Raw genomic sequence first — 13,155 nt, forward strand, 5'->3', positions numbered from 1 at the left:
ATGCCAGGCATGTCAGAAGAAATGCAAGCTTTTTCGACATGATCATGGTGTCCGGTTGACAGTCACGGGGCCAAGGCTCCGCCTGGTGGAACAGCGGCCAGGCAGACGCATTGGACGGCACATGGCGGCGCCGCTCCGGGGGAAGATCGTGCCGCGATGCCCTTCCAGCATAGTGCGGCAGCGCACAGGCGCAAGCGGCGGGGCGGCGCGCAATCCGTCGCGAATTTCCCGCAACTTCGACCGGGATCGGCCTGGAAACCCTGCGGATGCGGCGTGCCCGCGGTCCGGCGATGCCAGGCGCGCACCTTGGCGGGGCAGGCTGCCCGGAATTAATTTTTACAAATCTCCCGCCGTGCAACGTTGACCGCTCAGAAGCCGGACCGGCCGCCGCCGCGCAGGGTGCGCGAGCGCCGCCGTTCCGCTGACCGGAACCAACGATGCCCCAGGATCTCGCGTTTCTCGACACCTTGCTGCACGCGGACTCGCGCCGTGCGCTGATCGACCACACCAGCCGCTGGCTCGACGGCCTGGGCTTCCATTGCTTCCTCTATGCCGAGCATCGGCCCGTGCGCGCCGACGGCAAGCGGGCGCGCTTCGTCTTCGATGGCATCGACGGCAGTGCCGCGGCGGGCGCCGCCTGGCACCGCCTGTCGACCCTGCCACCGGCCTGGGCGCGCCATTATCGCGCGGCCGGCTACCTGGCGCTGGATCCGCTCGTGCGGCACGCGGCCACGGCGGGCCTGCCGCTGCCGTGGCACCGGCGCGGCGCGGACAGTCCGGCGGCGGCGCGGCTGTTCGCCGAAGCGCGCCAGCATGGCCTGGCCGGCGGTATCGTGGTGCCGCTGCGTGGCGCGCACGGCGCCACCGCCCTGCTCAATGCCGCCACCGCGCACGACGGCGAGGCCGCGCGGCGCCGCCTCGACCAGGTCGTCGCGCGCGTGACCTTGCTCGGCCTCTACCTGCACGAAGCGGTGCGCCGCCTGTCACCACCGCCCCGGGCCGGCGCGCCGGCCCTGACCGCGCGCGAGCAGCAATGCCTGGCGCGCGCTGCCGCGGGCGGCTCCGCGCGCGAGATCGGCCGCCAGCTCGGCATCAGCGAGCGCACCGCCGTCTTCCACCTGGCCAATGCCGCCCGCAAGCTGGGCGCGCGCAACCGCCGCGAGGCGGTCGCCCGCGCGATCCTGGCCGGGCTGGCGGTGCCATGACAGGCGCGTGCTACGCACCTGATACGTACCGCGTACGCACCGCATACGCACCGCACACGCGCACAGCGCGGGCCCACCTGTCAGTCCTGACAGCTAGGCGGACCGTGCCGTGCCTTGTTCCAATCCCCGTGCCCGCGTGCCAAGGCCTGGCCGCGCGGGCAGACAGCAACGGGTCCGTGGGCCATCATCATCATCGAGGAATCGCATGTACAAGAACAACAGGAAGGGAGTCACGCTGGCCTGCGCGCTGAGCGTGTCTCTGCTGCTGGCCGCCTGCGGCGGCGGCAGCGACGGCGGCAGTGCCGCCACCGGGGCGGGCAGCGCGGCGCCGCAGGCGCCCCAGGTGGCGCAAGGCATCTTTGTCGATGCCCCGGTGGTGGGCATGGCGTACCGCTCGGGCGATCTCAGCGGCGTCACCGACGACAGCGGCCATTTCTCCTACGTACCGGGGCAGCCGGTCACCTTCTCGGTGGGCGGCGTGGTGATCGGCACGGCGGCGGCGCAGCCTGTGATGACGCCCGTGTCGCTGGTGCCTGGCGCGGCGGACGAGACCAACGACACCGTGACCAATATCGGCAGCTTCCTGCAATCGCTGGACAGCGGCGGCAATCTCGCGCAGGCCATCCGCATCGCGCCGTCGTCGGCGCAGGCGCTGGCGGGGCGCAGCCTGAACTTCCAGCAGGCGCCCTCGGCCTTCGCCGCCGATGCGGCGGTGCTGGCCGCGGTGCAGGCGGCCTCGCCGCAGGGCAAGCTGGTGCCGGCGGTGAGCGCGCAGGCGCATCTGCGCGGGCAGTCGCTGTGCCTGTACGCCGGCACGTGGCGCCTGAACGGCCCCAGCCACGTGGGCTACGCCTTCGACGTGACGGTCAGCGAGATCGACGGCTCGGTGTCGGGCACGCGCATCCTGTCCGACGGCAGCAAGTACGTGGTCGGCGGGCAGGTGCGGCAGACCGCCAGCGGGTGGCAGATCAGCGGCAGCGTGACGGAGAAGCTGGCGCAGAACAGCTTCGCCACCGTCGAGCTGTTCAGCGGCGAGTTCACCGACCTGAACCATGTCGGCGGGGTCTACGGCACGCAGGTCAACGCTACCTTCAAGGGCGGCTGGAACGGCTCGCGCCTGAGCGGCGCGCAGGCCTGCGGTGGCAGCGCTGCGTCCACCGTGCCGGCCGGCGCGGTCGGTTATGCCGACTTCCACTACAACGCGGCCGGCATGGCGCCGCTGCAGGCCTCGGTGCTCGACAAAGGCATCGGCCAGTCCGGCGTGCTGACGCTCGGCGGCAGCCGCATCACGGTGGTGCCGCAGGCGGACGGGGGCTACCAGTGGGGCAGCCCGGTGCAGTACGGCATGAACTTCCACCAGCTGCTGCTCGCGCCCGACCTGCCGGTGGCCTCGATGGTCTGCCTGGCCGCCAACGTCAACGATGGCACCGACGGGCTGAAGTCGACGGACGTGCTGGTGGCGCAGAACGCCATCCGCATCACCTCCGCCCAGCAGCTCGCCGGGCAGAGCTTCAGCCAGTATTGGGAGGACTGCCGCCGCGACGGCCTCAGCAGCAGCGCGCCGGTGCCGCAGGCCTATTCCAGCCTGAGCGTGGACAGCGCCGGCAAGGCCACGCTGACGCTCGCGGGCGCAGCGCCGGTGACACTGAGCGCGGACCAGTTCAGCGCGCTGCTGGCCGGCACCCCGACCGACCAGCTGGGGCTGCCCGGCTCGGGCAGCTGGTTCCAGGCCTACGGCGCGGCGACGCCGGACGGCGTGCGCTACGTGCTGGTCGAGCATGGCGTGCAGGCGACCGATGCCTCGCGCGGCTACGTGGGGGTGTGGGTGCGCTGAGCCGGCGCGCGGCGCGCCGCTGACAGGTGAGGCCAGGGTGCACGCGCAGGCGTGCACCCTGGTTTCGTTTTGCGCTGCTTTCCGCGCTGCTTTCTGCGCCGCGTTCGGCGCTTCGTGACGTGCCGGAGGTTGCCGGCCGGCCCGCTCAGGGCTCCACCCGCGCCAGCGGATTGCCCGGGCCCGGTTGCGGCAGCGCGCGGCCGGTCTCGGCGGACGACAGGGTGTAGGCACCCATGGGGTCCGGCCCCGCCACGATCTGCAGCTTCTGCTGGCGCAGCCAGTCGCGGATCTCGGCCTCGCTGGCCTCGGGGCGGAACAGTACGCGGAATCGCATCCCCTCGGCGCTGCTGCCGCCCCGGTACTGCTGCGCGCCGTCGCCGGTGCGCAGGGCGTCGCCGCTGTCCTGGAAGCGCCATAGCAGCAATCCGGCCTGCACCACCGCCAGCGTGGCGGCCACGGCGGCGAAGCGGCGCAGCCAGCGCGGCTGGTTGGCGGCGGCGCGCGGTGGCGGGGCAGCGGTCTCCGGCACTGCCGGTGGCATGGTGGCATGCGTGGTGGCTAGTTTGGCCGGCACCAGGCCGAAGCGGTCCATGCCCTGGGCCAGCAGGTCCCGGTACGCGTTGCGCGCGTCGTTCTCCCCGGCCAGCGGCGTGCCGGTCAAGGCGTAGCCGTCGGGCACGCCCATGCGGGCGATCACGCCGGGCCGCGGCAGGTTGCCGGCGGCCGCGCCGCGGTCGCACTCGCCCAGCCAGCGCACCGCGTCCAGCCGCGCCGGCGGCAGGCGGCCCAGGCAGTCGCCGAGCTGGGCGGGAGCGGCCAGCAGCGGCAGCGCGCAGCAGACCATGCCGGCGCGCGGATCGAAGGGGCCGTCGCGCGCTTCCAGCACGAGGTCGGTGGAGCCGGCGTAAGCAGGGTCTGGCGTGACCAGCCAGCCTTGCCACTGCTGTGCCTGCGGCAGCCATCGGTCCAGCAGCACGGCGCCGAAGGCGGGCGCGTCGCGCAGGGCGTGGATCTGCCCGGCCGCCAGCGCCTGCTCGCGCAGCGCGCCGGCCGCCGCCGCACGTTCGAAGGCGGCCGCCAGCGCGGCGGGAATGGCGCGCTCCGACCAGGGTCCGGCGCCGGCCGGGTCCGTCGCGGCGGGATCGCCGGTGGCCGGGGCGGCGGCGCCGCGCTGCAGGCGCGCGGCCACGATGTGCAAGGGAGGGGTCAGGGCGCTCATGCGGGAGTCGGGTCGATGGCCGCGGGGTTCTGCCCCGCTAACGCGACCGCACAGAGAATATCCAAAAGGGCCTGGGCGGCGCCCACGTCGCCGGCGTCGCCGGGGTCGAGCTCGGCCGGCGCGGCGCCGCGGCCCAGCGTGCGCATGACCCAGCGCTCGATCAGCGTGCCGCGGTGCGGGGCCGAGGCCAGCTGGCGGCCGGCGCCTTCCTTGTCGCTGCGGCGGCGGTGCACCAGGCCGAGCTGGCCGGAGCGGTAGTGGGCCGAGGCGATGCGGTCGGCGAAGCTGCTGACGGCGGCGTCGCCGCAGCCGCAGAAGCGCAGCAGCATCAGCATGTCCTCGGACAGCGTGGCGACGAAGGCGGCCGCGGCATCGCGCGCGGCATCCAGGCTCAGGCCGAAGCGCTGCAAGGCGGTGCGCTGGGCCTCGGCCGAGCCGGGCTCGCATTGCAGGTTGTCGTCGACCGGCTCGCCGACGGTACCGGCGGCGCGCAGCAGGTCGAGCAGGAAATGGCGGAAATAGAGCCGCAGCGCGCCGGCATGCTCGGGGCCGTTGCTGCCGCGGCCCGGCATGACGCGCTCGACGAAGAACTGGTGGCAGAGGTCCGGCAGCGGGTCACCCAGCGCGCCGGCCTCGCGCGGCCGGTAGCCGGCGAGCGCGTCCATCACGCGCCGGTAGAGTTCTTCCCACTCCGACCGGGAGAGGGCCTCGCGCCGGTTCCACAGCACCTGGATCCTGGGGAAATGGTCCGGATGATCCGAAGACAAGACGGCTGCTTCCTTGTGAGGGGGTTGGGGCTTGCAAGTTGGCGGGGCGGCGGCGCAAGATGTCGGTCGCCGCCCGCGGCGTGCATTGTATCGCCGGCGCGCGCGCCATGGTGGCGCTGCCGCAGCGCGCGGGCGCACGCCGCAACGGATTCCTCGATCGGATGTCATCGCACCATACCCTGCCGGGCGGCGCCTCCCGTCCGCCCGTCCCGCCCGTCCCGCCCGTCCAGCACCGCCGCGCGCGGCCGCGCCTGCCAAGGCTGGCGCGCCGGCTGGCGGCGCTGGCCCTGGCCGCGGCCGCCGGCCACGCCTGGGCCGCCGGCCGCTACGCGCTGGTCATCGGCAATGCCGCCTATCCACAGCCGCTGGTCAATCCCGTCAACGATGCCCGCGCGCTGGGCGACCGCCTGCGCCAGCTCGGCTTCGAAGTCGACCTGGAGCAGGACCTCGACGCCGCCCGCCTGCGCCAGGCGCTGCGCGCTTTCGCCCGGCGCGGGCGCGGCGCCGAGGTGGCGCTGGTCTACTACGCCGGGCACGGCGCGCAGGCCAATGACAGCAGCTACCTGCTGCCGATCGGCGCCGAGGTCGGCCACCCCAGCGCGCGCAGCATCGAGGACCAGGGCGTGCCGCTGGACGAGGCGCTCGGCGAGCTGCAGCGCGCCGATGCCCGCAGCAGCGTGATGATCCTGGACGCCTGCCGCGAGATCTACCTGCGCGGCGGGGCGCCGGCGGGGCAGGTGGCCAACCAGGGTTTCGCGGCGGCCCCCGCGCCGCGCGGGCTGGTGATCGCCTATTCGACGGCGCCTGGCGCGCGGGCGCGCGACTACTGGTCGCCCGAGGTGCGCAACAGCCCCTACACCGCCGCCCTGGTCGAGGTGCTGGGCGAGCGCGGGCTCAATCTCGGCGATGTCTTCGCGCGGGTCTCCGAGCGCGTCGCCTTGCTGACGCACGACACCCAGCGCCCGCACGTCAGCTTCGGCGAAACGTCGGTGCGGCTGGTGCTCAACGATGGCCGGGCCTGGCCGGCCGGGGCGCCGGGTTCGGCGGCGCGGCTGGCGCAGGGCAGCGCCAGCGGCGATGCGCCGGCGCCGGCCGGCCGCGCCGCCACGGTGCCGGCCGCGACCTGGGCGGCGGCCCAGGGCGGGGGCCGGCCAGCGGGGCCTCCAGGGCCTCCAGGGCCGCCGTCCGGGCGCTCCGCTGCGCTCACGGCGGCCGGCGCGGACAAGGCGGGCGCTTCCGGCGCAGGCGCCGCGGGGCGCTGGCCCGGTTACGTGCTGCAGGACCTCAACTACGAGATCCGCCAGCTGGTGGCGCAACGGCCGTTTCCGCGCCAGGCGCTGGAACGGCGCGCACGCGGCGGCGACGTGGTGGCGCAGACGGCGCTGGGCCGCGGCCTGCCGCAGGACGGCGCGCCCGGGGCGCAGGCGCGGCGCTGGGCCGAGAGGGCCGCGGCCAAGGGCTTCCCGCCGGCGCAGACCGACCTGGCGGAGCGCCTGATCCTGGCCGGCGACGCGGCCTCGCTGGCGCGCGCCGCGCCGCTGCTGGATGCCGCCGTGGCCGCCGGCTACGCGCCCGCCCATGCCTACCAGGCCGACCTGGCGCTGCGCCGCGATGGCGATTCCGCGGCGGCGGCCCGCCACCTGTTGCAGGCCATGGGCGCCACCATGCGCGATGTGACCGAGGCCACCTCGGCCTATCAACGCGATATTCAGGTCCGGGCCGCCTCGGCGCCGGCCGCCCCGCGCTGAGCCTGGCGCCGCCTTCCCGGCGGCGCGCCGCCGTACCGATGTGGCCCTCGATGCCGATGCAGCCGATGCAGCCGATGCGCTCGCATCGGCGATTTTTTTTTGAAATTCCTCCGCTACCCCCGTTGAACGGCATGAGAGCCGGCGCAGCCCGCCGGCCGCCGCCGCGCCTTGCCACCGATGCATGGCGCGGCACCGATTCACGCAGGCTTCACAGGAGGAAAGCCATGGCCCAGCGCGGTCGCATCATCGTCTACCAAGCCGACGGCAAAGGTGCCGTCAACCTCGACGGCAAGATGCTCCAGTTCGATGTCATGCAGCACTGGCGCTCGCCCGGCGTGCCGGTGCTCAATGCCCACGTCGAGGTCGAACTCGATGCCGGCGGCGCGCTGCGCGCGCTCAGTACCGTGCCGCCCGCGCAGCTCGCGCAGGAGGAGGCCGCGCGCGCCGCCGCGCTGGCCGGCGCCCAGGGGCGGCGTTTGTGGCAGCAGGCGCGTGCCGCGCTGGGTGTGCCCGTGCTGGCGGCGCTGGGCGTGCTGGTGCTCGGCGCCTTCGCTTTCGAGGCCGTCGGCGTGCGCTTGTTCGGCGCCGTGTCGCTGAGCTACTGGCAGTTGCTGGGCGTCGATGCTTCCACCTTGCAGCAGTTCTCGGCCGGCGCGCGTGGCGGCTTCACGCTGGCCCAGGCGCTGTTCCTGCTGTCACTGGCGGCGTGCATGGCGAGCTGGCCGCTGCGCGCCCCGCAGGCCGCGCTCGGCAAGTGCGCGCCGCTCGCGGTGGTGGTGCTGCATGCGCTGGTGGCCTGGTCGCGGCTGTCCGCTGCCGTGACCGACGCCGGCAAGCTCGCCGGTGCCTTCGGCGGCCCGCAGGCGCAGGCCATGGCCAGCCAGATGGCGCGCGAGATGACGGCGCAACTGCTGGGCGCGCTGCATCCCGGCCTGGGCCTGTTCCTGGTGCTGGGCGCCAGCGCGGCACTGGCCTGGCTGGGCTGGCGCGAGTTCCGCCTGCGCGCCGCCGCGATCTAGGGGCGGCCAACCGGCCCGATCCCGATTTCCGATCCCCGATTTCCCGATCCCCCGATTTCCCGATTTCCCGATTTCCCGATCCGAACCTGACATGAGCGATGGCGCCGCGCCACAGCGTGCGCCACGCCGACCTGGAGAACTGACCATGAACCGTTCCGACATCCGCCTGCCCGCCACCGCATCCCGTATCGCGGCCGCCGATCCCGCCGCGTATGCCGCCGCCGATCCCGCCACCGGCCTGCTCGCCTCGCTGCCGTCGCGCCGTGCGCTGCGCGGCGCTGCCGCCTTGCTGGTGGTAGCGGCCACGGCATTGGGCGGCTGCGGCAAGGAGGCGCCGCCGGCCGATGCCGGCATCAAGGCCGATGCCGCCGCACCGGCCGCGCCCGATCCGGCCACCCTGGCGGCGAGCGCGCACGCCAAGGCCGAAGCCGCGGCGTTGCCGCGTGCCGACGCGGCGACCCCGGCCGCGCAGTACCGCGAGATCGACAGCGGCAACCAGCTGATGTTCGCCTACCTGGCGCTGTCCGGCATGCCGCCCGACTATCCCGCCATCGCGCAGCGCCTGTCGCGCGAGTACGCCGGCACCGGCGACGCCTTCCGCAAGCAGGAACTGCTCAATGCGCTGAAGCCGCAGATCGACGCCAAGGTGAAGGCCGCAGCCAGCGAGCGCTACTTCAAGTACCGCCTCAACGGCAGCGGCATGCTGCAGGCCTACGACCTGGACAAGGGCGCTTTTCCCAGCAAGCTGGGCGAGGCCGGCACCTACTACTACCTGTTCGACAACGGCGAATACCAGCTCGCCTTCACCAACGGCGAGGCCTTCGCCCAGCTCAAGGTGCCGGCCGAGGCCGCGCGCGCGATCGAGGCGGCGCGCAGCAGCTATCGCAATTTCGATGTGGTGGTGTACGGCTTCGCGCAGGACGCGGATATCGCCAGCAAGCGCGTGCGCGCGCAGATCGTGCGCGTCGGCATCCGCGTGAACGGCACCGAGACGCTGGTGGAGGCGGCGGGCTGAGCCAGGTGCGGCCTGGTCCGCTGAATCGTTGAAATGGGCGGTGAAGGAGATGCCATGCGGGAATCCGCGCCAGGCGCATAGCGCAGCCATCGCACGGCGATGGCGAGCCCTTGCAACGACGCGATGAGTCCGCATGGCAGGGCAGGCACCGACCCATTGCGGGGAACCAGTGGACCAGTGTCCTGCTAGTTGTGGCAGACCAGCCCGTCCTGCAGCTGCCCGGCCTCGAAGGCGAGGTCGGCGGCGCGCCGTTCGCGCGCCTGCGCCAGGGCGCCGCCGCTCTTCCAGTAGCGCACGGCGCGCTCGACATAGGCGGCCGAAAGCGGGTCGCCGGCGCGCAGCACGATCTGGGCGGCGCCATTGTCGGGCGCGACGGCGCCGTCCAGCGCGCGGTAGAAGCGCCACTCCGGCAGGCGCGCCAGGCGCGCCAGCGCCAGGGTGTCGTCAGCCAGCCCGTCGCACTCGCCGGCGAGGAAGGCCGACACCGCGCGGATCGCCGAAGCATAGGTGCGCGGCAGCGCGCCGTAGCGGGCCGCCAGCGTGTGCGCATAGGGGCTGCCTTGCGCCACGCAGACGCTGCGCCGCGCCAGGTCGGCAGGATGGCGATAGGCGCTCTTGCGCAGCACCAGCACCTGTCCCATGCCGCCGGTGTAGGCGGTGGGCACGCGCGCCGCCGCCGGTGCCGCAGGCACCGCGCCGGCGCCGGCCAGCAGCAGGTCGGGGCGCGGCCCGGGCAGCAGGGCAGGGGCGTTGCGCGGGTCGCCCGGGTCGCCCGCGTCGCCCAGCAGGCCGACCAGGCGCAGGCGCAGGCCGAGGTGGGCGGCGAGCTGGCGCGCCAGGCTGGCATCGAAGGCGTCGGGTTCGGCGGGAGCCGGTGCGCCGGGCGGCGCGGGCCGCGCATAGGCGCGCACGCCGACCACCAGCACGCCGCGCCGGCTGGCCTCGGCCAGCACCGGGCCGAGCCGCAGGGCATGCCAGTCGGGCGGTGCCACGCGCTGCGCCAGCCAGTGCTGCAGCGGCGCCGGCAGGCGCTCGGGCAGGTGCGGCAGGCGCGCCAGCAGCGGTGGCAGCGCCGCCGTCGCCAGCATGCCCGCGAGCACGGCGGCTGCCGCGGCGGCCAGCGACAACCGGATGCGGCGCGACAGCAGCGGCAGCCGCGGCAGCGCTTGCCTTGGCGCCGGGGCCGGCAGCAGGTCCAGGTCGAGCGGCTCAGGCATTGAGCGTCAGCCCGCGCCGCCAGCGCGTCAGGCGCCGCTCCACCAGCGCCAGCGCGTAGTTCATGGCCAGGCCCAGCAGGGCCAGCAGCAGGATGCCCGCATACATGGTGGGGATCTGGAATACTTCCTGCGCATTGAGCGTGAGGAAGCCCAGGCCCGAATGCGCACCGATCATCTCGGCCGCCACCAGCGCCGTGACGCAGTAGGTGCCCGCCAGCCGGATGCCGGTGAAGATCGACGGCGCCGCCGCCGGCAGCACCACCTTGCGGAACACGAAGGCGCGCGAGGCGCCCATCGAGCGGGCCGAGTGGATCAGCAACGGGTCGACCTGGCGCACGCCGCTGATCGTGCTCAGCAGCACCGGCCAGAACGAGGCCCAGAAGATCAGCGCCACCTTGGACAGCTCGCCGATGCCGAGGAAGAGGATGAAGACCGGGAACAGCGCGAACGCCGAAGTCTGCCGGAACAGCTGCAGGATGGGGTCGACCACGGTCTCGAAGCGCGCGAACCAGCCCATCAGCAGGCCGAGTGTCACGCCCAGGCCGATGGCGAGCGCCAGGCCGTACAGCGAGCGCTGCAGGCTGGCGGCCAGGTGCTTGGCGAGGGCGCCGCTGGCGAGCAGCTGCCAGATCGCCTCGGCGACCTGTGAAGGCGGGCTCAGGTAGGCCTGGCTGACGATGCCCAGGCGCGGCACGGCCTCCCACAGCAGCAGGAAGGCGGCGATGCCGGCCAGGCCGAGCGCATGTTCGCCGAGGCGGAGGGATCGCTTGCGGGCGCTCATGGTGCGGCCTCCGCCGCCGTGGCGGATACAGGCCGGCCGGGTACCGCCAGTGGCGGCGCGGCCACTGAGGGGGGCACCGCCGCCGCCTCGCCGCGCTCGCGCGGGTCGGCGGTGGCGCCGAGCGGCCGCGGCGTCGCCGCCGGGCTGGCGAACTGCACCTCGTCCTTGAGGATGTCCCAGGCCTGCTGGCGCAGGTGGACGAAGGCTGCGGCATTGCGCAGCTCGGGTAGGCGCGGGCGCGGCAGGGGCACGTCGAGGATCTGCTTGACGGTGCCCGGCCGGCGCGTCATCACCGCGATGCGGTCGGACAGGAAGATGGCTTCGTCGAGGCTGTGGGTGATGAAGACGATGGTCTTGCGGTACTGCTCCCAGATGCGCAGCAGCTCGCCCTGCAGGATCTCGCGCGTCTGCGCATCGAGCGCGGCGAAGGGCTCGTCCATCAGCAGCACGTCGGGCTTGTAGGCGAGCGCGCGCGCGATCGCCACGCGCTGCTTCATGCCGCCGGAGATCTCGTGCGGATAGCGGCTGCCGGCGCCCGCCAGGCCGACCAGTTCGAGATACTCCTGCGCGATGCGGCGGCGCTCGGCCTTGGCCACGCCGCGGATCTCCAGGCCGACCTCGATGTTCTCCAGCACGGTGCGCCAGGGAAACAGCGCGTAGCCCTGGAACACCACGCCCTGGTACGGGTTGATGCCGGCCAGTGCGCGGCCGTCGATGCGGATGCTGCCGCCGGTGCGCTCGGTCAGGCCGGCCAGGATGGAGAGGAAGGTGGACTTGCCGCAGCCCGAGGGGCCGAGGATGGAGAGGAACTCGCCCTCGCGCACGTCGAGGTCGAAGTCGCGCAGCACGGCCACCTCTTCGGGCTGGCCGGCGTCGTTGCGCACCGCGTAGTCCATGCGCACGCCACGCGCGCTGATCTTGCCGGACATGGGGTTTCCTTCAGGCCTTGGCCGGCGCGGCGCCGCCGCTGGCGTAGGGGTTGAAGGCGTTGGTGTAGATCTGGTGCGCGGCCACCTTGCCGCGCGCCAGCTTGCCTTCGCGCTCCAGCACGTCGATGTAGTACTGGATCGGCGGTTCGGTGATGACGAGGTCTTTGACGTAGGCATAGCGGTCGACGTACTGGAGGTCGAGCTTGATGCGCTGGGACACCAGCTTGCGGGCGTCTTCCGGATTGGCGTTGACCCAGTTGGCGGCCTTGGCCAGCGCCGTCACTACGTCGCGCACGGCCTCCGGATGCTCGCGGATGAACTTGCCGTGCGCGCTGTACGGCGCCATGCCGCCCAGGCCGCGGTCGAGGTCGTAGTCGCTCCACAGCCGCACCAGGTTGGGCGCATGGTCGGCGCGGCCGGAGTAGGGCGCGTGGATGATGGCGAGGTCGGTGTTGCCGGTGGCCAGGGTCTGCTCGGCCTGGTCGTCGGGGATCACCACGAAGTTGATCTTGCTGACGTCCACGCCCTTCTGGCGCAGGAAGGTCTTGGTGACGAATTCCGCGCAGGCGCCGAAGCTGTTGAAGCCGATGGTCTTGCCTTCCAGGTCCTTGGGCTGGCGGATGCCCGAGTCCTTGCGCACGAAATACTTCATGTGCGGCGCCGCTTCCAGCGTTTCACCGCCGGCCGCCACCACCTGGATGTCGGCGCCGCTGGCGAAGGCCGAGATCACCAGCGGCACCATGCGCGAGCCGAAGTCGATCTCGCCGGTGCCCACCAGCGGGATGATCTGCGGCGCGGCCACCTTGCCGATATAGTCGGGGCGCGTATTGCTGCCGTCGAAGTAGCCGAGCTGGTCGGCCAGGTAGACCAGGTCGAAGCTCGGGTTGTCGGGATACTTGAAGCGGACCTTGTCGCCGGCCTGCCGGATGACGGCGGGAGCGCCGCCCGCGGCGGCCTTGCCGGGCGCCTGCGCGTCTTCGCGCGAGCAGGCGGCCAGGCCGAGCCCGACGCCGCCGGCGGCGAGCGCGGCGAGTTGCTGGAGTGCGCGGCGGCGCGCGTGGGAAGGCGTGGCGTTGGCTGGCATCGGGTGTTCGGTCCTGGCTGGCCTGCCGGCTGGGAGGAAGGAGGGCGCGGGCGCCCTGTGGCGCGTCCGCCCGGCAGGGCTGGCAACTAGTATTGGGGAAGGCCTTGCACCTCACAACGAAGCTTTTCGCCTATTCATATCGGCTGGGGAGGCCGGGCGCGCTGGCTGGAGAGAGGCGGGAGACGAGCCGCATCCCAGGCCTGGGGTCTTGCTATCAATATACAAATATATATAATATTGACCGGTAAAGACTGAGGAGGAGTGCCCGATGGACGGCTTGCCGGAGCACCTGCCTGATGGTGGAGATGGCGCCGAGAGCGCCGCGGACATCGAGGTC

General features: G+C 73.0%; 11 protein-coding genes. 5 read left to right on the plus strand and 6 right to left on the minus strand.

Going from position 1 to position 13,155, the window contains the following annotated elements; translation table 11 throughout:
* The first annotated feature begins 437 nt into the window (after positions 1-437).
* On the plus strand, positions 438-1,205 hold the full coding sequence (locus tag BKK81_RS26815; protein ID WP_071019155.1) for a LuxR family transcriptional regulator: 768 nt from the start codon (positions 438-440) through the stop codon (positions 1,203-1,205).
* A gap of 205 nt (positions 1,206-1,410) precedes the next feature.
* Positions 1,411-3,039 (plus strand): hypothetical protein, encoded by a 1,629-nt coding sequence (locus tag BKK81_RS26820; protein WP_071019157.1) that lies wholly within the window; start codon positions 1,411-1,413, stop codon positions 3,037-3,039.
* Between the two features lie 145 nt (positions 3,040-3,184).
* On the opposite strand, the gene BKK81_RS26825 is transcribed toward BKK81_RS26820, so the two are convergent.
* Both BKK81_RS26825 and BKK81_RS26830 read right to left on the minus strand, forming a co-directional pair.
* Positions 3,185-4,258: a hypothetical protein gene (locus BKK81_RS26825; RefSeq protein ID WP_156811459.1), complete on the minus strand. Its 1,074-nt coding sequence runs from the start codon at positions 4,256-4,258 to the stop codon at positions 3,185-3,187.
* Complete coding sequence (locus BKK81_RS26830; RefSeq protein ID WP_071019161.1) at positions 4,255-5,025, minus strand: hypothetical protein; 771 nt, start codon at positions 5,023-5,025, stop codon at positions 4,255-4,257. The genes BKK81_RS26825 and BKK81_RS26830 overlap by 4 nt, the downstream gene beginning before the upstream one ends.
* Before the next feature lie 59 nt (positions 5,026-5,084).
* Between BKK81_RS26830 and BKK81_RS26835 the strand changes: the two genes are divergently transcribed.
* From BKK81_RS26835 to BKK81_RS35695, 3 genes are all read left to right on the plus strand, one after another.
* Positions 5,085-6,773, plus strand: coding sequence for a caspase family protein (locus tag BKK81_RS26835; RefSeq protein ID WP_071019163.1), 1,689 nt, complete (start codon positions 5,085-5,087; stop codon positions 6,771-6,773).
* 224 nt (positions 6,774-6,997) lie between these two features.
* Positions 6,998-7,792, plus strand: a complete 795-nt coding sequence (locus tag BKK81_RS26840; RefSeq protein ID WP_071019165.1) for a hypothetical protein — start codon at positions 6,998-7,000, stop codon at positions 7,790-7,792.
* Positions 7,793-7,937: 145 nt separating this feature from the next.
* The gene (locus BKK81_RS35695; RefSeq protein WP_071019167.1) at positions 7,938-8,807 is read left to right on the plus strand and encodes a DUF4852 domain-containing protein; all 870 of its coding nucleotides are present in this window, start codon (positions 7,938-7,940) and stop codon (positions 8,805-8,807) included.
* Between the two features lie 185 nt (positions 8,808-8,992).
* Here the strand turns inward: BKK81_RS35695 and BKK81_RS26850 are convergent, their stop codons facing one another.
* From BKK81_RS26850 to BKK81_RS26865, 4 genes are read right to left on the minus strand one after another with little or no spacing between them, the layout of a single operon-like run.
* Complete coding sequence (locus BKK81_RS26850) at positions 8,993-10,024, minus strand: substrate-binding periplasmic protein (RefSeq protein WP_071019169.1); 1,032 nt, start codon at positions 10,022-10,024, stop codon at positions 8,993-8,995.
* Positions 10,017-10,805: an ABC transporter permease gene (locus BKK81_RS26855; protein WP_071019170.1), complete on the minus strand. Its 789-nt coding sequence runs from the start codon at positions 10,803-10,805 to the stop codon at positions 10,017-10,019. The genes BKK81_RS26850 and BKK81_RS26855 overlap by 8 nt, the downstream gene beginning before the upstream one ends.
* Entirely contained in the window at positions 10,802-11,734 is a 933-nt protein-coding gene (locus BKK81_RS26860) for an ABC transporter ATP-binding protein (protein WP_083384469.1), read from the minus strand. Before BKK81_RS26860 ends, BKK81_RS26855 begins: the two co-directional genes overlap by 4 nt.
* Before the next feature lie 10 nt (positions 11,735-11,744).
* The gene (locus BKK81_RS26865; RefSeq protein ID WP_071019172.1) at positions 11,745-12,818 is read right to left on the minus strand and encodes an ABC transporter substrate-binding protein; all 1,074 of its coding nucleotides are present in this window, start codon (positions 12,816-12,818) and stop codon (positions 11,745-11,747) included.
* Between the last annotated feature and the right edge of the window lie 337 nt (positions 12,819-13,155).

It is taken from the genome of Cupriavidus sp. USMAHM13 (assembly GCF_001854285.1).
In the GTDB taxonomy this organism is placed as follows: Bacteria; Pseudomonadota; Gammaproteobacteria; order Burkholderiales; family Burkholderiaceae; genus Cupriavidus; species Cupriavidus malaysiensis.